The organism is Pirellulales bacterium (assembly GCA_035939775.1).
Lineage (GTDB): Bacteria > Planctomycetota > Planctomycetia > Pirellulales > DATAWG01 > DASZFO01.
Map to the genome: position 1 here is coordinate 1 of DASZFO010000091.1, position 22,539 is coordinate 22,539.

Annotated in this window: 12 protein-coding genes; 8 read left to right on the forward strand and 4 right to left on the reverse strand. The window is 61.9% G+C overall.

All coding sequences use genetic code 11. From position 1 onward, the window contains the following. On the forward strand, positions 1-1,498 hold a 1,498-nt coding region (locus tag VGY55_05385; protein ID HEV2969405.1), incomplete at its 5' end, for a hypothetical protein. A gap of 180 nt (positions 1,499-1,678) precedes the next feature. Then, complete coding sequence (locus VGY55_05390) at positions 1,679-1,912, forward strand: hypothetical protein (GenBank protein ID HEV2969406.1); 234 nt, start codon at positions 1,679-1,681, stop codon at positions 1,910-1,912. Here the strand turns inward: VGY55_05390 and bioF are convergent. Beyond that, positions 1,860-3,095, reverse strand: coding sequence for an 8-amino-7-oxononanoate synthase (gene bioF, locus VGY55_05395; GenBank protein HEV2969407.1), 1,236 nt, complete (start codon positions 3,093-3,095; stop codon positions 1,860-1,862). The two genes, VGY55_05390 and bioF, sit on opposite strands and share 53 nt — an antisense overlap. Before the next feature lie 22 nt (positions 3,096-3,117). Further along, positions 3,118-3,693 carry an EVE domain-containing protein gene (locus VGY55_05400; GenBank protein HEV2969408.1) on the reverse strand — a complete coding sequence of 192 codons (576 nt, stop codon included), beginning with the start codon at positions 3,691-3,693 and terminating at the stop codon, positions 3,118-3,120. A gap of 313 nt (positions 3,694-4,006) precedes the next feature. Between VGY55_05400 and VGY55_05405 the strand changes: the two genes are divergently transcribed. The 3 genes from VGY55_05405 (at position 4,007) to VGY55_05415 (ending at position 6,589) form a co-directional block, all read left to right on the forward strand. Next, on the forward strand, positions 4,007-4,582 hold the full coding sequence (locus VGY55_05405; protein ID HEV2969409.1) for an RNA polymerase sigma factor: 576 nt from the start codon (positions 4,007-4,009) through the stop codon (positions 4,580-4,582). Further along, on the forward strand, positions 4,579-5,337 hold the full coding sequence (locus VGY55_05410; GenBank protein ID HEV2969410.1) for a hypothetical protein: 759 nt from the start codon (positions 4,579-4,581) through the stop codon (positions 5,335-5,337). The genes VGY55_05405 and VGY55_05410 overlap by 4 nt, the downstream gene beginning before the upstream one ends. Before the next feature lie 181 nt (positions 5,338-5,518). Beyond that, a complete protein-coding gene (locus tag VGY55_05415) occupies positions 5,519-6,589 on the forward strand; it encodes a PDZ domain-containing protein (protein ID HEV2969411.1) in 1,071 nt (356 codons plus the stop codon). Positions 6,590-6,609: 20 nt separating this feature from the next. On the opposite strand, the gene VGY55_05420 is transcribed toward VGY55_05415, so the two are convergent. Then, a complete protein-coding gene (locus VGY55_05420) occupies positions 6,610-8,211 on the reverse strand; it encodes a hypothetical protein (GenBank protein ID HEV2969412.1) in 1,602 nt (533 codons plus the stop codon). 22 nt (positions 8,212-8,233) lie between these two features. Beyond that, the gene (locus VGY55_05425; protein HEV2969413.1) at positions 8,234-8,932 is read right to left on the reverse strand and encodes a sigma-70 family RNA polymerase sigma factor; all 699 of its coding nucleotides are present in this window, start codon (positions 8,930-8,932) and stop codon (positions 8,234-8,236) included. A gap of 319 nt (positions 8,933-9,251) precedes the next feature. Between VGY55_05425 and VGY55_05430 the strand changes: the two genes are divergently transcribed. The 3 genes from VGY55_05430 (at position 9,252) to VGY55_05440 (ending at position 22,362) form a co-directional block, all read left to right on the forward strand. Then, positions 9,252-9,845, forward strand: a complete 594-nt coding sequence (locus tag VGY55_05430) for an ECF-type sigma factor (protein HEV2969414.1) — start codon at positions 9,252-9,254, stop codon at positions 9,843-9,845. Further along, a complete protein-coding gene (locus VGY55_05435; protein HEV2969415.1) occupies positions 9,842-14,143 on the forward strand; it encodes a protein kinase in 4,302 nt (1,433 codons plus the stop codon). The genes VGY55_05430 and VGY55_05435 overlap by 4 nt, the downstream gene beginning before the upstream one ends. A 245-nt stretch (positions 14,144-14,388) precedes the next feature. After that, positions 14,389-22,362 (forward strand): IPT/TIG domain-containing protein, encoded by a 7,974-nt coding sequence (locus VGY55_05440; GenBank protein HEV2969416.1) that lies wholly within the window; start codon positions 14,389-14,391, stop codon positions 22,360-22,362. Positions 22,363-22,539 lie beyond the last annotated feature (177 nt).

Consider the following 22,539-nt stretch of genomic DNA (forward strand, 5'->3'; position numbering starts at 1 on the left):
GATGACGAATCTATCGAACGGCGAGCTGGTGCTGGGCAAGCTGTTCGCCAGCTTATTGCAGATGATGGTGCTGCTTACGGCGGCTGTCCCGCTCTTTTTTCTGATTGCCTTGTTCGGCGGTATTTCCTACGCACAGATCGGCTGGGTGTATGCCGTCACGGCGGCAACGGTCGTTGCGGCGGGAAGCCTCGGCTCGACGCTCGCGCTGTGGCGCGAAAAGACCTTTCAGACGCTGGCCCTGGTGTTTCTCACGTTGGTGTTTTGGCTTGCCGTCGGAGAGGTGCTCGTCGCGTCGGGCGCGTCCGGAGCCAGTTGGCAGGGAGTCTCGGCGGCGCTATGGGGATCGGCGCTTAGCCCTTGGCGGGCCGTGTTGATCGCGGCGCGCCCCGACTTGGGGCACGGGGGCGCACTGCCGTGGCTCGGTTCGCCGCTGAACTTGTTTCTCGCGGTCGCGGGGCTGGTGACCTTGGCCGCCAATGCGATCGCAATCTGGCGGGTGCGAATCTGGAACCCGTCGCGCGAGATTCAACTTCGCCCTGCCGAGAATGAAGACCTGTTTCAGCGGGCCGCCGACACAAGCAGCCAGCCGGCCGGTTCGGAGGCGAGCGCCGTCGCTTCGCCGCACGCCGCGCCGGGGAAATCGCGCGAGGTTTGGGATAATCCGGTCCTCTGGCGTGAAGTTCGCACCTGGGCTTACGGCCGCAAGGTGCTGGCGATTCGGCTGGCTTATATCGCGATCGCGGCAGCCTCGGCCTTGGCCCTGCGCGCGACGATCGCGGCCGGCGGCAGCATTCCGCTCGCGCTGGCGCCGATGGTCGTCTTGAGCCTGATGCTGGTCAACGCGTTGGCCGTGACCTCGATCACCACCGAGCGCGATCTGGGGGCGCTCGATCTGCTGCTGGTGACCGACGTGACGCCGCCGGAATTCATCTTCGGCAAGCTCGGCGGGGTTTTCTACGTGGCCAAGGAAATGGTCGTGCTGCCGCTGGCGCTTTGTCTTTATCTCTGGCTGGCCGGCGCGGTGACGTTCGAGAATCTCGTCTATCTCGGACTCTCGCTGGCCGTGATTTATGTCTTCGTCGCCACGCTCGGCATTCACACCGGGATCACGTATGTCAACTCGCGCAACGCCGTGGCAGTCAGCCTGGGGACGCTCTTTTTTCTTCTGGTCGGTGTGGCCACCTGCATGAGAATCATGATGTCGTTCAGCGGCTCGTTCGAGCTGCAGTTGACTCCGTTCCTCGTGTTCATGGTCGGCGGGGGAATCGGCATGTTCGTCGCGCTGGGCGTGCGAAACCCATCCGCGGCGATCGGCTGGGCATCTCTGGCCTGCCCGGTGTTCACGTTTGTCGCCATCACCAGCTTCCTGCAAGAACAGACACTGGGGGTATTCCTGATCGTGGCCGCGACCTACGGTTTCACGACGACCGCCATGCTGGTTCCGGCGATCTATGAGTTCGACGTCGCCACCGGGCGCACGACCGGCGGGGGCGAATGAGCTTTCGGACAATACGGAATTCATCCGGCCCGTCGGCACAACCGCTAGAACAGGCCTCCCCCGTCAATTTGACCGCTGACTTGCCCGAACCTAGGTTTCTGTGTGCGCTGTCCGTTGGCGGCCAGCCAGTTCGCTGACGGTCCGGTGCGATCCAATTGGGCGCTTATCTGGAGGCAGGCAATGAGCGATATGATTGAAACTCTGACGGTTCCGTTTGTCGATCGCCGCAACAATGGCAACGGCGATACCCCGGCCCGCGAGCGGCGGCAGTTCACCAATAGCCACGACGATTTGTCTCCGGGCGCCCGCGAGCTGGCTCAGGCCGTCGATCAATACAAGCTGGCCCGCCGCCGCCGCTTCATCACGTACGAAGAGATGTTGGAAGTGGTGGAGTCGCTCGGCTACCGGAAATAGCATTCGCAAGCCGTTCGACCATTTCGGCAGTGTGACCGCGGCTCAGGCTGATTCGCAACAGCGATTCGCCTGCCGGCACCGTTGGCGGCCGAATGCCGGGGACGAACAGGCCTCGATCGCGCAGCGCGGCGGCCATTTGCATCGTGGCGCCGGCATCGCCGATAACGACCGGAATGATCTGCCCGGCCGCATCGCCGATGTTCCACCCCTGCTCGCGCAATGACTGACGAAGACTTGCGGCCCTCTCCAAAAGCGCTCTGCGCCGCTGCGGTTCGTCTCGAACGATGTCGAGCGCCGCGATCGCGGCCGCCGCGACGGCCGGCGGGTGCGCCGTTGAAAAGACGTAAGACCTCGCCCGATTGCAGAGCCAATCGATGAGCCTGCGGCTCCCAGCGACGAAGCCGCCGGCACTGCCGAGCGCTTTGCTGAGCGTGCCGACGCGAATCGGCAATTCGGATTCCAGGCCGAAGTGCTCCGCGACGCCGCGGCCGTTCGACCCGAACACGCCAATCGCGTGCGCTTCGTCCACCATCAGCATCGCCCGATGCCGGCGGGCCAGTTCCACCAAATCGGCCAACGGCGCCAAGTCGCCATCCATGCTGAACAGCGTGTCGGTGACGATCAGCCGCCGCCGATAACGGGACGATTCGCCCAAAAACTCAGCGAGCCGGGCCATGTCGCGATGCGGATAAACCTGCACCTCGGCGCGCGACAGCCGGCAGCCGTCGATCAGACTGGCATGGTTCTTCTGATCGCCGAGCACCAGATCGCCGCGGCCGACTAGGGCCGCGATCGTACCGCTATTCGCCGCAAATCCCGAAGGGAAGACGAGCGCCCCCTCGGTTTGCAAAAACTCCGCCAGCCGCAGTTCCAAATCGCGATGGGAGCGGGAATGCCCCGTCACGAGCGGGCTGGACCCCGCGCCCCACCCTTCGCGGAGCGCCGCCGTATGCGCCGCCGCTACAAGACGTGGATCGCCGGCCAGGGCAAGATAGTCGTTAGAGCTGAAGTTGAGCAACTCCGCGCCACCGCTGCCGAGTGCCGCTCCGTCATCCGCTTCGAGCGAAACAGTCGGTCCCTGCGGTCCGCTGCGCGTCACAAGCCGCCGCCGCAATCCGGTTGCATCCAGTTGCCGCAATTCGTCGTCGAGCCATCCCAATTGGTTGTCAGACGCAGTCGGCATAGCACGCCTTGCGGTCGCGGCCTCAAGCGCGGCTAACCGTCTTGCGCGCCGGTTTTTTCGCCGGCTTTTTCACGATCTTCTTCGCGACTGCCTTCAAGGTCTTCTTCGCCGGGCGCGATGGCGCAGCGGGATGGGCCAGCCTCGAGATGGTCTGGAATTCCTTTTCCGTGACCGGCTGCACCGAGAGACGCGAGCCTTTGCGGAGCAACTCCATTTTGGCAAGGGCGGGGACAGCCCGCAGCGAATCGAGTCCGAGCGGCCGAGGAAAAATCTCTTCCAACCGTAGATCGACCATTTCCCAGATCGGATTGGACGGAGACGAGTTGATGTCGTGGTGCATGTTCTGCGGATCCCAGGCCGTCGAATCGGGATACGCTTCGCCCACGACGACTGCCACGCCGACCACGGCCGGCGGCTCGGTGCTCGAGTGATAGAACAGCACCCGCTCGCCGATCCGCATTTCTTTCATGAAATTCCGGGCTTGATAATTGCGCACGCCATCCCAAAAGGTCGTCTGCCTCGGGCTGGCGGCCAAATCCTGGATCGAAAAGCAATCCGGCTCGCTTTTAACGAGCCAGTAGCGCCTGGCATCCGGCATAAAATTGGTTCCCGCTGGTCTTTTTGCTCTATTACTACAATATGACTGGAGGGAAGGAGGGTGTGAAGGTACGGGGCCGCGAAAACGTAGAATGAGTCAGGCCCCGATCGCACATGGGGGTGGTTCTGAAGGCTCTCCATCCGCGCATTCCGACCCAGCACGAATACTCCGAAGTCAACCCCTATTAAGCACTTAGGGCCGATTATGTGAACTTCGGCGAGGTGCCTCCGTAAATACAGCAGGGTTCATTCTTCGCTTCCGAGCGCAAAACGCCCGCAAGATTTCTGCGTGGCGGGCAACTAATCTTGTAGTCATGACACCTCCGAGTTCATCCACCGCCTGCGATGCGGCGCGACGACCGGCCATCGATTGGTCGGCTGCGCTGGCGGAGCATGGGCGCTGGCTGCGCACGGTGGTGGTGGCCCGCGTCGGCGAGCCGCAAGCCGTGGATGAGGTAATGCAGGAGGTTTCGCTGGCGGCGGTGCGTTCGCGTTCGCCGCTGCAAGACGCCAGCAAAGTGGCGCCGTGGCTATACCGTCTGGCGGTGAGGCAATCGCTGCTCTACCGGCGGAAGCAAGGAAGGCGGCGGAAGCTGGTCGATCGGTTTGCTGAGCGGTTTCGTCCCACGGAACAGGACTCCCGCACGGCGGATCCCTTGGATTGGCTGCTGGCGGATGAACGAGAGCGATTGGTGCGAGTAGCGATGGATCGGATGCCGTCGCGAGAGTTGGAAATCCTGATGCTCAAATACACCGAGGGGTGGAGCTATAAAGATTTGGCCCGACATTTGGATATCGATCATAGCGCGGTCGAGTCGCGATTGCACCGTGCGCGAGCGCGGCTCCGCGGCGAGTTGGCCGCGCTGAATGTGATTGAGGTGAAGCGATGAACGATTTTTCGCAGGCTGAGCATTCTTTCGATCCGCAAACCTTGGATCGACTTGTCGACGGTGAATTGGCGGAAACGGAGCGGCGCGACCTTCTCCAGTCGCTCGATCAGCGGCCGGACGGATGGCGGCAATGCGCGCTGGCCTTCCTCGAAGCGCAGTCATGGGGACAGACGCTCACGCGATTCGCGCGGAATCCCATTCAAACCGCGGTGAGCGATGCGCCGGCTTCGGCCGCCATGGCGCTTGCGATTCAATCTGAGGGGTTCGATGGCGACGGGAATGTGCCGGCCCAGCGCGACGAGACGGCTCGCCGCGAGGCCGCGCATCATGCCCGCTGGCGCTGGTGGATGGCGATGGCGGGCAGCTTTCTCGTCACCTTCTCGCTCGGGATGTATGCCCAGCGCTATTTTCCTCCATCGCCCAATGCCGGACAGAATCTGACCACCACGATTCCGGGACCGACGGTGGGCAATTCCAATGCCGCCAGTGCCTTACAAGAGTTGGAAATGGTGGTGACCGCGCCCGACGGCCGGCAGCAGCGGGTTAAGGTTCCCGTGCTGGACAGTCAGGTTGCATCGTTCTTGCTTCAGCCCCAGACGCCTGCGGTGCCAGACGACGTGCGTCAGGCCATGGCTCGGGCTGGGAGCGAACCGCGCGTCCAACGGGAGTTCTGGCCGGTTCAGGTAGGCGACCGCAAGATGCTGATGCCATTTGATCGCGTCGAGATTGTTCCAGTTCGCGGCACAGTTCAGTGATAAGTCAGTGCGGTGATAGAGTGAATTGGTCGATCGGGGCCGTTGCGGAGAAGAGGCATTTTTTCCGTACGGACGGTCATAGTGTCAGGGGCGAGATGTCATGGCCCCGCGTGGCGGCGAAAGGGCGAACAGCTTTCGCCGCTGGCGGGGCCATCGGATTCATACATGAAAGGGAATTTTTATGAAACGCATTTGGTGGCGGCCATTTGCCGTAGGCGTGAGCTTGTTAGCGGCCAGCATCTTTCCTGGAGCCCATTCGATTCGCGCGGACGAGAAGCCGAAAGAAGGCCGTCCCGCCGATAGCGCCGATAGCGATGTGAAGGGAGCGCGGGGGGTGCCCGACGTCTTAATCGCCGAGCCGAGCCTTCTGCATGGTGAAGCTGTTTCCAGTTCCAACCATTACTGGATCGGCGTGATGTGCCAGCCAGCCGGCGAAACGTTGCACGCCCAGCTTCCCGATCTGCCGAAGGGCCATGGCCTGCTCGTTCAGCAAGTTGTTCCAGACAGCCCGGCTGCGAAGGCGGGGATTCAGCCAAATGACATCCTGTTCTCCGCCGGCGACAAGGGGCTGACGGAAGTAGCCGATTTATCCCGCGCCGTCGAGACTGTGAAAGAAACTGAACTGCCGATCAAGCTGCTCCGCGGCGGCAAGACGATAACCATCGGTGTTAAGCCCGCGGAACGCAAGCCTGTGGCCGCTTCGCCTGCTGGCAACGATGTCGAGAAGATCCAGAAATGGATGCTGCAATTGAATCCCGAAGCGGGGGGCGCGCCGGCGCCAATTGGGAACCTGCCGTACGTCGGGCGGCTGTTTCGCGCCGGGGACGGGAATACAGGATTCGCAATCGCATTGCCATCGGCAGACGGCTTGAAGCACGAACTGCCCGACGACCTGAGCATCGACATCTACCGCGAAGGGAAGAAGCCCGCCAAGATTTTGGTGCAGAAAGCCGAACAGAAATGGGAGGTCACCGAGGGAGACTTGGCGAAGCTCCCTGAGGACGTGCGGCGCGAGGTCGAACCGCTTGTGACTGGCGGCCCAGTGCAGATTCATCTCGGTCAAAACAACGGCGAGCCGATCCGGATCGTTACTTCGCCTGGTGGCGACAACCTGCTGTACCGCAATCCGGGCGAAGCCGAAGACCGCATCGAGAAACGGCTCGACGAGATGAGCAAGGGCTTGGACGAGGTGCGCGCGACGCTCAAGGACCTGCAGCGCCGCCATGACGGCGCCGACAAGCCGAGCAAGTAGCGCGGCGAGTCACTGGATTTCTATTTGGAATTATCGGCTGGAGCGGGGTCGTCCCCTTTGTTCGGCCGCTTGTCGGCTGCGGCTGCTCCGGCGGGATCGGTCGGCGTCGACGTTTCCTTGTCGGGTGTGGCGCCGGTCTTCGGCGGCTTGTCGGGCTTTGCTGCGCCCCGGCCGCTGTCTGTTGAGCCAGGACTATCTCGCGGGCCGGCACTCTCGCGTGAACTTAATCCGCGTTCGGCCCGCTTGTGTTGAAAATAAAGGAATCGCAATCGGCGGTTCATGTCGTCGCGCGGCAGTTTCATGAGTTCGTCGCGCTGTGGCGCCGGCAAACTTTCAAAGAACTTGCTCAACTCCTCGGGGTCAATGACGGGACCCCCTTCGCCCCCTTGGCGCGCGAAAAAGCGGGGCAGCGCTTTGATCCAGCCGCTCACCGTTTGAATCTGCTGCTGCTTGGTTTTTTTCGAATTGAGTTCGTCGCTGAACGGTTTTGATAGCCTGTCCTTCAACTGCTGAATCTCTTTGTCTGAAACGTCGACCGGCTTGCCGTTGCCGACGTTCCCAATTTGCCATTGTCGCCAAGCGAACCCCGCGAGTCCGATCCGGCGGATGGCCGGATTGGGAGATTCAAGCTGTTTTTTCCTTTGTTCAGGAATCTCCTTGATGCTCATTAATTGCGTTTTGTGGTCGGCCGAAAACAGCTCCATCCATTTGTGCAGCTCGTCCACGTCGCGCGGCAGCAGCAGCGGACCACCGGCTTGTCCCGCCAGGCGAGCCTCTTGCTCGTGCCGAAGTTGTCTGATTCCGTGGATTCGGTCATCCGGGTTGGAGGCCAGCAGGTCAGCCCGCTCCGTGGTCAAAAGCGTCTTTAACCATTCGTGAAACCGGGCCATAATCCGCCGCAGGCGATCGGCTTGCGGGTCGCTATCGACCTGCACGTCCAAACGGCGAAACCGCTCTTGATCGTCGGGCGACAGCGATTCGAATTTTTCGAACTTGGCGAGCAGTTCTTCCTTGGTCTGCGCACTCATTCCTTCTAGCCGCTGGCGCCGCTCGGCCAGCGAATTCGGCACGACCGGCAATTCCGGCGTTTCCTTCGCCCCGCGCGCTTCGTCCCGCGGCGCAGCCGCGTCCGCGGGCTCGTCCGTAAACAGGCCCTCGTCGTTGAGCCTTTTCAGAAATGCGATATCGCCGACATGCTCGTAGACCTCGAGATTCTCGATCACGGGCAGATCGCCGAGCAGTTTTTCATTGGGATCGACCCAGAGATTGGCCGCGGCCACAAATCCCGCTGCGCCCGCCACCAAGGCCAGAACGCCTCCCCACAACCAGCGCCGGCGGCGATGCCGCGGCTCCGCGGACTGTTGATTGGCCAGCTCTTGCTCGACCGCGACGGCCACCATTTCCACCGTGCTGCGAGTGAACGTGTCGTCGGCGGCCGACGGTGGAAGATTGTCGAGCAAATCCCAGCTTTGCGCCAATTCCTGCAAGCGGCGCCGGACGGGCTCGTCGGCCGCCAGCCGCTGCTCGACCTGGCGCGCAGCCTGAGAGTCGAGTTCGCCGTCCAGATAGGCGACCAACTCCTCGTCGAGCAGCTCGGATTGACTCTTATCGGATTGCTGCATTGCTGAATTGAAAAATCGAACGCTAGGAATCGGGGCGGGAGACAAGGCCGTTGGTTTCACCGGGCTTGCCGTATGGGTTTTCCACTGCCGCGCGGAGTTCGCCGTTTTGCAAATAAGGTTGCAGGACCTCGCGGAGATTGCCGCGCGCTCGGGCCAACAGCGATTTGACCGCCTTGGCGGTCATTTCCATCGTCTGGGCGATTTCCTCATAGCTCATGCTCTCGAATTTGCACAGCAACACGGCCATCCGCTGCCGATCGTTCAGCGTGCCGACGGCCTGGCGAATCACGTCGCGCATTTCGGCCTTGTCGATCTGCCGGGCCGGCATTAAGCCGCTGGCGGCTAAGGCGATTTGATCCAGGCCGAATGCCCCGGTCGATTGGCTGTCGTTGGTCGCCAGGTTGATTTCGCGGCGGCGCGATTGATCGCGCAGGGCGTTCGAGGCCACGTTGTTGGCGATCGTGAACAACCAGGTCGAGAATTTCGCCCCCGGCAAGTATCGTTTTCGGGCTCGATAGACCCGCAAGAAAACGTCTTGGGCCAAATCCTCCGCCAGCTCGCGATGCCCGACCAGATGCTCCAGCACCGTGATCAGCCGGTTCTGATAGCGCAGCATCAACTCCTCGAAGGCGGCGGCGTTGTCGTCGCGCACCTCCAGCATCAGCCGCACATCCGGATCGTGCAGCGCATAGTTCTTGGTGGATGATTCGCTAACAGACAAACCCAGCCTCACGCGTGCGAACGGCCTATGCCTCCATGCTGATGGACTTCTCCACCTCCCAATAAGTTTAGAAGAATCGGCAGCAGGTAGCCAGTCGGAAGCGCCCGTTAACCCGACTCTAATTCGATCGATTATAGCTGGATCACTCGAACGGAACCTGGTTGCCCGCGCCCGTCGCGTCGCCGATGGCGGAATTCAAATGAATTCGGGCATGTTTCTATATGGGAATGTCGCCGAACCGGTCGCCGTTCAATACCTGGGGGGGCTATAATGAGGCTCAATTTGAGTTCACGACTTAGAACATTGAGCATGGTGGTGAATGGCCCCTGGCGATTCGATCACTCCCTGGCTCAGCCTGCTGCGCGACGGACATCCCGAAGCGGCCCAACGAATCTGGGACCGCTATTTCGCGCGCTTGATGGGCTTGGCTCGTAAGAAACTCGGTGGCCGCCGGCTCGGTATCGCGGATGAGGAGGACGTGGCCATCAGCGCGCTGAACAGCTTCTGCCGCAACGCCCGCGAGGGAAGGTTTCCGCAATTGGCCGATAGCGACGGCCTCTGGCGGTTGCTTATCGTGATCACGGCCCGCAAGGCGCTGCATCTGCTTCGCGATCAAGGACGACATAAGCGCGGCGGCCGGGCGCCGACAGGCTCGGCGGATTCGCCGGATCGCCAACAGGCGATCGACCAATTAGTCGGCAACGAGCCGACGCCCGGATTTGCCGCTCAGGTGGCGGAGCAATACGAAGGCCTGCTCGGCCTATTGGACGCCGATCAACGGACGATCGCGATCGCCAAGCTAGAAGGCCTGACGAACGCGGAAATTGCCAAGCGGATGAACCGTGCGCTGCGGACGATCGAGCGCAAGCTGCAACTGATTCGGGCGGTGTGGGAACACGCGGAATTGTCATGACGAGAGAACCGCCCGATCCCGAACCGGCCCTATCGCTCGACACCGCTCGGCACGTCGATCGGCTGTGCGATGCGTTCGAGGCGGCGTGGATCGCCGGTCCGCAACCCAAAATCGACGACCATCTGCTCGGCACGTCGGACGGGTTGCGCCGAGAACTGGTCCGCGAGTTAATCCAGATCGACTTGTTTTATCGCCGACAGCGGGGAGAGAATCCTCAGCCCAGCGACTACCAAGAGCCGTATCCCGACATTGACGTGGGTTGGCTGAAGCTGGTTATTGCCGCCGCGGGGCGCTCACGCGGCGAAAACTTCGGTCGATCAGAATCGAGCGACTCTCCTACAAATGGTTCGGACAAACCGCGCGCGGCACGTGGCCAGATTGGCGCGCTCCGCTACTTTGGCGACTACGAATTGCTTGAGGAGATTGCCCGCGGCGGGATGGGCGTCGTGTTCAAAGCCCGGCAGGTGACGCTGAATCGTATCGTCGCGGTGAAGATGATCCTTTCGGGTCTCCTGGCCTTGCCCGAGGATGTGGAACGATTCCATGCGGAAGCCGAGGCGGCGGCAAACCTCGATCATCCGGGCATCGTGCCGATCTTCGAGGTCGGTGAGCACGAGGGTCAGCATTATTTCTCGATGGGTTATGTCGAGGGCCGAAGTCTTTCCGCCTTGGTGCCCGAAGGGCCGCTGCCGGCGCGCGAGGCGGCGCAGCTCGTGCGCACTGTGTGCGATGCGGTGCAATATGCCCATGAGCACCAGATCATCCACCGCGACTTGAAACCGGCGAACATTCTGCTCGATCGCGATGGCCGGCCCCGCGTCACCGATTTCGGTTTGGCCAAACATCAGCAGGATGATTCGAGCCGGACGGCGACCGGTCAGGTGCTCGGCACGCCCGCCTATATGCCGCCCGAACAAGCCGCCGGCAAGCTCGACCTGGTTGGCCCGACAGCCGACGTTTACGCCCTCGGGGCGATTCTCTACACGTTGCTGACAGGCCGGCCGCCGTTTCAATCGGCCAGCAGCGTGGACACGCTGCGGCAGGTGCTCGAAAAGGAACCGCTCGCGCCGAGCGAGCTGACCGCCGGCGTGCCGCGCGATTTGGAAACGATCGTGCTCAAATGCCTGCAGAAGGCGATCCCACAGCGCTATGCGACCGCCCGAGCGCTGGCCGACGATTTGCAGCGATTTCTCGATGGGCGACCCATCCTGGCCCGGCCCGTCGGCCGCATCGAGCGCGGCTGGCGGTGGTGTCGGCGGAATCCGTTGTCAGCCGCGCTCAGTAGCGCTGTGGTTCTGCTCCTGGCAGCAGTGGCAGTCATTTCTACTGCTGCGGCAGTGGGATACCACTCTCAATTCACTCGAGCAGTGGTCGCCGAGAAAGCCGAGAAGGACGCCAAGCAAGATGCGCTCGCCAAGCTCTGGGATTCGTACGTCGTCGCGGCGCGAGCGGGAAGAATGAGCCGGCGGCCCGGTCAACGGTTCGGCAGCCTGCGAGCCATCGAGAAAGCGCTCTCGCTTCCGTTGCCGCCGGGCCGATCGAAGGACGAGCTGCGCACGGAAGCGATCGCCGCGTTGCTGCTGCCGGACCTCGAAGTGGCGAAAGAATTGCCCGGCCTTCCGCGCGGAACGACGGCCGTTGCCATTGACGCGGCATTCGAGCGCTATGCTCGCGGAGACTCGCAAGGCAATGTCACCGTCCGGCGCGTTAGCGACGACGCGGAGCTGTTTCAAATTCCCGGCGAGGGACCGATTTCGGATTACGGTGGCTTGGCCTTTAGCCCAGACGGACGGTTCTTAATGCAGGGCTGCGAGTCGCCTCAAGGGCTTCGCCGGCGCGTTTGGAAGTTGGATGGACCGCAGGCAGTCGATGTCTTGACTTGCTACCCACTATATGGTTTCGCGTTTTCCCCCGATTCCCGCGAGTTCGCCGCGTGCTTCCCTGGAGCTTGGATTCATCGATACGACCTGGAGACTGGCCGAGATCTGAACCGCTTTGGACTGGCGGGATTTGTGCCGACCTGGCTCAATTGGAATCCGCGCCGGCCGCAGATTGCGGCATGCGACGACCGGACAGCCTACCACCTACTGGATCTGGCAAAAGGAAAGTTCGGGGCAGCGGTTCCCGTGGCGGGAGCTATCTCGTGGTGGGATTGGCATCCCGACGGCCGCTTATTGGCTTTCGGGAACGTGGATGCGCACCCAAAGATCACCATTCTGGACACGTCGACTGGGAAGTTGGCGCTACCGCCCTTGGAAGCTCATAAGACCCAAGGCGTAGTCGTTCGCTTCAACCACGCCGGCGATCGACTGCTCAGCACGGATTGGAGCGGCCTTTGGCGCCTGTGGGACACTCACACCGGCCAATTGCTGCTGACTCAGCCGGCGGGCGGCGTTGAGCTGTGCTTTAGCCCCGATGATAGCTTGGTCGGCCTCGACGCCACGGCCCAAGGTCTGCGAATGTTTCGCTTCCGGAGTGGCAGCGAATTCTGCACCATCGTACACCGATTGAACTCGATCGCGGATGGGTACAAGGGCGACGACATTGTCAATTGCCAACTCGACCCGGATGGGCGGTTGCTGGCCATTCCTGCCCGCGATGGCGTTGCGGTGGTTGATGTGGTTCGCGGCGAGGAAATCGCTCTACTTCCACTGGGCGACAACGCGCCGACAGGAATAGAACCGTCCGGCGCACTGCTGACGCACGGCAGTCCCGGCCTACTTCGCTGGCCCGTAACTTTCGATTCCGCAACGGGCGAGCGTGTTTACGGGCCAGCGCAGAAGCTCGCCCCCACGATGACCCAGTTGCCAGGAGGCAGCGGCAAGTCCGCCGACGGTCGTGTGCTGATGTTCCCCGCGTCCAACATGGGGGCCGTCGAGCTACTCCTTCCCGAAGGTCAAGAGTTCCAATTGACTCCACAGGAAGATGTGCGGCAATGCGCGGTCAGCCCAGACGGCCACTGGGCCGTGACGGGGAGTCACGGCGCCATCAAAGGTCCGGCGGCAAAGATTTGGGACACACAAACCGGCCGGCATGTGCGAGACTTGCCGGTTGCAGACGATTGCTTCGTCTCGTTTAGCCCCGATGGTAAATGGTTGCTAACTACCGGCGGCGGCGCGCGGCTCTGGTCGGTCGGCACTTGGAACGAAGGCCCGAAGCTGGGGAACTCCGCGTTGCGGGGCGCGTTCTCGGCAGATGGTGCGCTCTTGGCCGTCGAGGATGTGCCAGGCGTGGTCCGGCTGCTCGTGCCAGATTCTGGCAAGGAAGTTGATCGGCTGACTGCGCCCGAAACGATCCGCCTCACCCCACTCTGTTTCACTCGCGATGGGAGGCGCCTGGTCTGCTGCGGGGGCGAGGATGAAGCGCTACACGTCTTCGACCTGGGCCTCATTCGATCGCAGCTCGCAGCGATGGGACTCGACGTAGACGCGCCCCCGTATTCGAGCGAGAGCGACACTGCGCCCGAAGCTGTCGCCGTTCGCATCGTCGGCACCGAACACCTCACCGGGCTCGCCTCGAGTCGCAAGGTCGCGACCGGCGCCAAGAGCGACTGGTCGCCCGACGCCACGAAATTGGTCGTAACGAAGAAAGAATCAGGAGCGATGCAGGACATGGGGTTGGAGGTACACGATCTTGTTAGCGGCGCGGTCCGTAATTTGGTCGCGCGCGGAAAAGACCCGGCATGGTGCCCCGCGACCGATGGTCCGATCGCCTTCGTCCGCGGGTCGGATCCGGCACATGAGGTTGTCTGGCTGGTGCGGCCGGATGGCAGTGAGGAGCGAAGGATCGGCGTCGGAGGTTATCCGCAGTGGTCGGCGGACGGCAAGACCTTGTACTTCCATTCGCGCAGCGCCGGGTCGATCATGGCGGTTTCACTAAACGACGCGCACGCTCAGCCGAAACACTTCTTCACGCCGAAGGAGTCTTATTATCCGGCCGTCTCGCCAGATGGAAGCCAAGTGGCCTATATCGGCGCTTCCCAAGGGCTGGTCGTCGTGAAATGCCCTAGCGGCGAAGTCGTGAAATTCCCTGGCCGCGAATTGGTCAAGAACTGGCCTCTTGGGAATATCGTCCACAATGGCTTGGTCGTTTGGCATCCGGATGGAAAACGGCTGGCGTACTGCGATTTTGGGACCGGTTCGGGAGTGTGGGTGGCGGACTTGCAATCGGGAAAGGTGCGTCAAGTCGTTGGCGGCAATGCCTGGAAACCAGCGTGGTCTGCCGACGGCAGGCACTTTCTCTACGTGATCAGTGACGACATTTACGCCGTCGATTCCGATAAGCTTCCGGCACCATAAGCCGGAATGATTTCTTCAGCGACTGCCAGTTTCTTGGCGGGGTTCTTCTCCCGACGGGCATTGAGGGGATGAAGGAGGGCTCGCGATCGGGATTGAAAAGCGCCCGTTGCAATCACCCATCCCCCCTCTTGTGATGGCCGGCACTGCCCGGCTCTTAAACCTTGTGGATGGCCCGCTGCCCTCGCCCCGGTCAGCGCCGCCAGAACCGATAGTGATTGATCTCTCGAAAACTCGTGGAGGATCTCATGGCCGGATCGACTCGGTTGGCGTCCCATCGCGGCAACATTCGGGCGACTGGCCGCCGCCGCAAGGCGCCGCGCGGCGACCGCCAGACGCGGTTATCCCTCGAGCGATTGGAAGAGCGCGCGATGTTGACGGTCGTGTTTCCGCTCCATAATGGCATCGTCGAGACCCATTCGAGCAGCGGAGGCTCCGGCTTGCAGGACCCGGTGGTGAACCTCATCTTCGCGGGGAATTGGGCCCCTTTCCAATCCGATGAGGGTCCGCTGACAAGCGCCCTTCAGTCAATCCTGACCGGCCCTTTCTTGACCGGACTGGAGCAGTATGGGGCCAGCGGGACAGCCCAATTGGGTCAGGTCTGGAACGATCCATCGCAGGCAACGCTCCAGGGCCCGACCATTGACATTAATAACTCGAATCTACAGACCTACCTCGCAAACTCAATCTCAACTCATAGCACAGATCCGGCGGCGACCGACACGTATCACGCGCCCATTTACGTCGTGATCATGGACCCCATTTTTTCGAACTTGCCGACGACCGGCACGTTTGTTTTGGGATTCAATGTTCCCGGCGCGTACCAAAACCCCTTGTTAGGCCCCAGCGCGCCGTCTGTCAATATCCACATGATCGAAGTCGGCACGTTCAACAACGGTGGGCATATCAACCAAGATGCTTTGACCACGATCTTTTCCCACGAATTGGCCGAAAGGGTCACCAACAATCGGTTTCTGTTTAACAATCCGTCCGATGGCAGTGGCGGTGACCAGGTCAGCGACGGCGAGCAAAACATCCCAGGCTACAATTATCGCCTGAACGGCTCTCTAGTCCAGGCTTATTGGTCGGACAACGAACAAGCCGCGATCGTGCCGGATGTTAATTATCCGTCGTCGATAGCAACCTTTACGCTTGCGCCAAACTGGACTAGTCCGGGGCCCAAGCAGAAGTTTAACGGCAACTACAGTCTGCTCGTGAACGCCGGCGGACAGCCGGTCACGATCAGCAGTCTCGCGGGAACTGCATCGACGCAAGGCTCGATTTCCGTATCGGTCGGCGGAGAGACCGCCACGTTTGGCTTTTCCGACGACCCACTGACTAGCATCACCGTCAACGGAAGCAGCAATCTGATCGTCAATGGCGTCAGCAGCCCGGCGAACACAATTACGGCGGGCAAGGCCAGTGGGCAGACCGGCGTCGGAGTCATTCAGGGCGCGGTTCCGACGCCGATTTTCTATTCTTACGCCAGCACGTCCTCGGTCGAGATCAACACTCAAGGCAGTGGCGCGACAATCAATTTAAAAGAAACCGGGGTCCCTCTCAACATCGTTTGCGGCTCGTTATTCAGCGGCACGACGGTGAATATTGGAGACAGCACCGGCGTTCAAGGCATCGCCAGATCGGTAACTATATCCGGCTTCGGCGTATCGATCACGCTCAACGATTCCACTGATCCCTCGCCGTCCGCCACGTATTATGTCGAAAATGAAGCTGGGACTCCCGGCTGGGGCGACGTGCGAGGCCTCGCCCCCGGCCAAATCAACTATCAATACGAATTCACCGCCGGTCTCACGGTCAACACCGACTCACCCGGTGCGAACGTGCTCGAAACGGGCGTTCCCACGACGATCCAGGGGCAGGCCGGAGTCGCCTCGACCGTTCAGGTCGGGGACAACAGCGGCACGCAGAGCATTCTGGGCGCGCTGAGCATCAACGGCCCGTCAAATCTGCTCGCCCCCAACCCCGCCGCGACAATCACCATCGACGATACGAACGATCCGCATGTCCGCACGATCCAAGTCGAAAACTCAACCACTCCAGGCTTCACGACGACCGGCGAGGTCGCGGGGATCGCCCCGGCCAATATTTACTACCAGTATTGGAACACCGTCAGCGTGACGATCAACACCGGAAAGGCCAACAACAATACGGTTGACGTGTTGCAGGACGGCGTAACGACGAACGTAAACAGCTTTGGAAGCTTTACCAGCAATGTCAATCTTGGCGACGCCAACGGCGTGCAGGACCTTCTCGGCGGTCTGAACATTGGGAGTAATCCGGCCTACTCGGGGGTGCCGCAGCCGGTAACCTCGATTAACATTGACGACACAGGCGACACCTCAGCCCAGTCGATAACCCTGGGCGACAATGTCCCAACAGGCCCCACTGATCCATACACAGTGGGCTTCATTAGTGGGCTCGCCCCGGCAAGTATTCACTACTTGTACGGTATTACGACCAGCCTGTCGCTCGTCACCGATGCCGTCTTTGGAAACACAATCAACGTGCAGGACTTGACGGTTGACACTTATCTAGTTGGTGATGCCGTCACGTACATCTCGTACGACGCTCCTGGCGGCGGTCCTATCGGCCAACGCAGCCTTAATGCCAATTTGTACGTTTATAGCTTGGAGAGTGGCACCCCGGACTCTGGTAACATGTTCATAACGCTGAACGACCTAGCGTCTGCTGGGGAGGGAGCAAAAGTGTACATTGTTGACACAACCTATCCGAAGAAAGAACTTCCCGGGGCCACCAGGTTTGTCAACGACAGTCCCTGGGGACAGATCATTGGCGTGGCTCCAGGCTTGATTCACTATGAATATGCTGACACGACCAGCGTGCTGATCGACGGCAACTCCGCCGACCAACTCACCAACAACCAGGATCAGGGCGTAAACGCCACGCCCGTTTATCTCAACGCGTTCCCGGTAATCACAAGCATTAGCCCAGCGTCCGGCCCGCTCGGCGGGGGAACCGTGGTGACGATCCACGGCACGTCCTTGGATGTCCCCGGGCGACTCGTGGATTTCGGTAATAACGCGGGGACGATCATCAGCGACTCGCCCACCGAGATTCAAGTCCGCTCGCCGGCGGGGAAAGCGGCGGGAACCGTGGACGTGAGGGTGAAAAACCTGGCCGGAAAGTCGGCCACTTCACCCGCCGATCAGTTCAACTATCTCAATCCGCCGATTGTTGCGGCGATCTCGCCTATGGCCGGGCCGCTGGCAGGTGGAAACGGGGTCGTTATCGCCGGCGATTTCCTCGGCTCGGCCTCCGCGGTGGATTTCGGGAATAACAATCCGGGCACGATCATCTCGGACGTGCAGGCCGGTCCCAATTCGCCTTTTTGGGTTCTCACCGCCACCGCCCCCGCCGGAGCAATCGGCACGGTGGACGTGACCGTGACTACACCGGGCGGCACATCGGCCACGTCGTCGGCCGACAATTACACTTACACGTCGGCCCCCGTGGTGAGAGGCGTTTCGGCGAATAACGGCGGGCGGGTCGTACCGCCTTCAGGGCCGCTGGCGGGCGGGACCACGGTCTACATCTATGGCGTTCTGAACAGTGTGACGGAAGTGGATTTTGGCCCGAATAAGGGCACGATTGTCGCCAAGAACGGTGATGAGATCGAGGCCACGAGTCCGGCCGGCGCCGCCGGCGCCGTGGACGTGACCGTCGTGAACGCGGGCGGCCGGTCGGCCACTTCGGCGAACGACAAGTTCACCTATATCGCCGCGCCGGTGCTGATCGCTGCCAGCACGTTTCCTTTCTCGGCGGTGACCCCGGATTTTGGGCCTTTTGAGGGGGGCACCGCGGTCACCATCACCGGCGCCAACCTAACCGGGGCCACGAAGGTGAATTTCGGCACGATCGCGGGCACGATCATCAGCGACACGGCCACGCAGATCGTCGCCGTCAGCCCGGCACAGCCCTCGGGCACCATCGTCGACGTGACCGTAACGACGGCGGGGGGCACGTCGGCCACGTTATTCGGCGACCTGTTCAATTACACGCTCGTCGCGCCGATTGTGTCCAGCGTAAATCCGCCGTCGGGACCGGTGGCGGGCGGGACGACCGTGACCATTACCGGCGCGAATCTGCTGGGCGCCACGGAGGTCGACTTCGGCGCTACCGCCGCCACGATCGTCAGCAATTCGCCCACGCAAATCGTGGTCCGCACCCCGGCGGAAACCGCCGGAACCGTCGACGTGACCGTGGTGACGCCGGGCGAACGGTCGGCCATTTCGGCGAACGATAAGTATACGTACTCCGCGAGCATAGTGCCCATCGTCTCCGGCCTGAGCCCCTCGTCGGGCTTGGTGACGGGCGGGACCACCGTGACGATCATGGGCACGAACCTGTCCGGCGCGACGGCCGTTGAATTCGGCTCGACTGCCGGCACGATCATCCTCGATTCGGCAACGGAGATTGAGGCCACGAGTCCGGCGCAAGCAGCCGGCACGGTGGACGTGACCGTGGTGACGCCGATCGGGACGTCGGCCACTTCGCCGGCGGACCAGTTTACTTACCAAGTGCCCGGCCCAGTCGTTTCGACCGTGAGCCCAAGTTCGGGACCGACGTCGGGTGGCACCAGCGTGACCATCAGCGGTTCGAGTTTATCGGGCGCGACGGCGGTGAATTTCGGTCAGACGGCGGGGACGATTACCAGCGACACGGCCACGCAGATCACCGTCACCAGCCCGGCGGGAAACACCGGCGCGGTGGACGTGACCGTCGTGACGGCGGGGGGCACGTCGGCCATCTCGCCGTACGATCAGTTCAACTACGGCGCCGCGCCGACGATTACGGGCCTCATGGATGGCGGCAGTCTGATTCACAATCTTGGCCCAAGCAACACCCGCGGTTTCGGGCTCTACATATTTGGCGCGAACTTGAACGGCGTCACGGAAGTGGATTTCGGCGCCGTGCCCGGCACAATTGTCGACGACCGAGGAACATTAGGGTTTATCTACGTCACGACCCCGTCAGAGGGCCCTGGCACGGTCGACGTGAGGGTCGAAACGCCCAGCGGCACGTCGGCGATTACCCCGGCCGACCAATTCACGTTTACCGCAGCGCCCTTCGTCACGAATGTTGCGAACACGGGAAGCTCTTTTGGCGCAGGCGGCCCCGTGGCGGGTGGCACCTCTGTGACCATTCAGGGTTACCATTTGAGCGATGTGACGGCGGTGAATTTCGGCAATACGCCGGCCGCCAGTTTTACGTTTGACAGCTATTACGCGACGATCGCCGCCATCAGCCCGCCGGGCGCTGCCGGCGCGGTGAGCGTAACGGTGACTTCGCCAGAAGGGACCTCCACGGCGGCGCCCGCTCTAGATCAGTTCACCTACTACGCGATCGCGACCGTTACCGGAATCAGTCCCGCGTCAGGTCCCTTGGCGGGGGGTAATAGTGTCCTGATTACCGGGACAAATTTGTCCGGCGCGGAGGTGACTTTCGGCGGCCTCGGGGTTAATCCCGTAGGCTCTTCTGGTACAGACACCAGTATTCTGGTCACTGCTCCGGCGGGAACATCGCCGGGCACGGTGGACGTGACAGTGAGCACTGGTGGAGGGACGTCGGCGACCTCATCGGCCGACCAATACACCTACTTGACTCCTCCCGTGATCTCGGGATTGAGCATTTCTGCCGGCCCGGTTGCGGGCGGCACCACGGTGACGATCAGCGGCACTGGCTTGGCCGGCGCCACCGCGGTCGCTTTCGGGCCGAACAACCCGGCCATGATTCTCAGCGATACGGATGGCCAGATCGTGGTCACCAGCCCCGCCACGAATGTCGCAGGCACGGTCGACGTGACCGTGACGACCCTCAACGGCCCGTCGATCAATTCACCGGCCGATCAATTCACCTACGAAGGGCCACCCAGCATCTATACCCAGGACACTTACTCGGGCCCTGTGAAAGGAGGCACGCTGGTGACGCTGACCGGCATCAGCCTGGCGAACGCCTCGGCGGTGGATTTCGGCTCCAACCCGGCCACGATTGTAAGTGATACGGATCAACAGATCGTAATCCGCACTCCAGAGGCCACGGGCGATGCCGTCGGCACGGTGGATGTGACCGTGGTGACTCAATATGGCTCGTCGCCTTCCGGCCAGTTCGCGTTCACGTACGTGTTGCCCCCCGTCGTCACGGGAATCTCTCAGTCTATGGGCCCGGAGACGGGCGGGACACAGGTGACCATTTCCGGTTCCAACCTGTTTGGCGCGACGGCGGTCGATTTTGGTGGCACCCCAGCGATCAGTTTTATCGTGAACGGCGACGGCACGATCACCGCCTTCAGCCCGGCGGGCGCCGGCGGCACCGTCGATGTGACCGTCGTTGCACCGGGAGGCACGTCGGCCACCCCATCGGCCGACCAGTTCACCTACGTGGGACAACCTACCGTCTCGGTAATTAGTCCGGTGGCCGGTCCCATCGCAGGGGGCACCCAGGTCACGATCGTCGGCACGAACTTGGCTGGCGCTACGCGGGTCGACTTCAATGATGGCCAGGGTGATGATCTTGTCGGCGCCATTGTCAGCGATACGAGCGGCCAGGTGGTGGTCACCAGCCCGACCTTTGGTTTTGGGGGCACTTTTGACGTGACGGTGACGACGGTCGGCGGCACGTCGGCCACCTCTCCGGCCGACCAGTTCACCTACGTGGCCGCGCCCAGCGTCTCGGGCGTCAGTCCCGCGTTCGGGAACACCTTAGGCAGCAACATCGTGACAATTAGTGGCGCAAATCTGGACGGCGCTTCTGCGGTGGATTTCGGCCAGCACGCGGGCACGATCATCTACGATTCGGCCAATCAGATTCAGGTGGTCAGCCCCGCGGGTGCTGTCGGTTCGATCGACGTGACGGTCTTTGCGCCGGGTGGCACGTCCCCCACCTCGTCGGCCGACCGGTTCCTTTACGTCGGTGCGCCGCTGGCAATGGCCGATAGTTACTCCGTTGCCGTGGGTTCGACGCTGACGGTTGCCGCCGCCGGCGTGTTGGCCAACGATACGGATCCGCAAGCGTATTCGCTGACCGCGGAGCTGTTGGACAATCCGTTGCACGGCGCCCTATCGTTCAACAGCGATGGCTCGTTTACGTATACGCCCGATAACGGATACATCGGAGTGGATGGCTTCGTCTACCAGGCCGACAACGGAATCTTCACCTCCGCACCAACGCTGGTTTCGATCTCCGTTGGGACGCTGACGGTGACCACCGCCGCCGAAAGCGGCCCCGGATCGTTGCGCCAAGCGATCTTGGATGCCAACGGCACGCCGGGCACGCCCCACATGATCCAGTTCGAGCTTCCGGCTGGGCCGCAAACGATCAATTTGCTTACTCCCTTGCCGGCCGCGACTGATCCCTTGACCCTTTCGCTCGATGCCACGCAAAACGTGACGGTCGCCCTTTCGTCGGGCAGCACTTGGAATGACAACAACTCGCTGACCGTGACCGGCGCCGGCACTCTCGCCGTGACTGGCGGCATCGAGGGCACGGGCAATTTGACGGTCGAAGCCGGCAGCAGCTTGACGGCAAACCACATCGTTCAGGGCGCCTTGGTGATCGGTGGCATGGCGGACGCCCCGGCGATGGTGACGATTGCCGCGTCGGACGCCTCGGGCAATCCGCTCGCCGCCGCGACGGCCAGTGCCGCGAGCGCAGCAAATGCCGCAAGTTCTTCCAACGTCGTGAGTTCATCAAGCTTCGCGAGTGCATCAATCCTTGCGACGGGCGATGTGATATTCTCCGAGCGACTGGCGGCACTTCGTACCCGGCAGCTCGCTCAGGTCGCGGTAAGCAACACGTTGCTCCATGGTGGCACGAGCGCAACGGCAGAACCGCAATTGGCGGCTATCGCCCAAGTCATGCCGAATCGGGCGCCGACGACGAACCCGACGGCCTTGCCCAATCTGACGGATGCACTTTTTGACGAAAGCGCGATGGTGGCGGCGCCGCGGTCAACAACCCTTGCCACGAATTGGGCGCCGCCGACAAACGTGCCGCGAAGCCCTTACGCTGCCACGAACGCTTCAACGACTGGTTTTGCCACAGCCGATTCCAACGCTCATGGCCGATCCGTGTTGTCGAGCGGCGCGATCGATGCGGCTCTCGCAGAGACCGACTTTACCGGGGCGCTAGACGAATCGCTCCTGGATTTGCTGGTCGGCGCTGCGCAGCGGTTTGTTCGGTAAAAAAAAAGCCGCCGCTTGCAAACACGGCCGACTCGCAGCTCAGCACTGGCCGGGCCCAGAGGGCACCCCGCTGGCCAGTGCCATACACACGAGGCAACTGCCACACGAGGCTTAGCACTGGCCGACTTCGCTGGCCAGTGCCACTGAGCGCCGTTCTCTCCGCCGCAGATAGCCGCC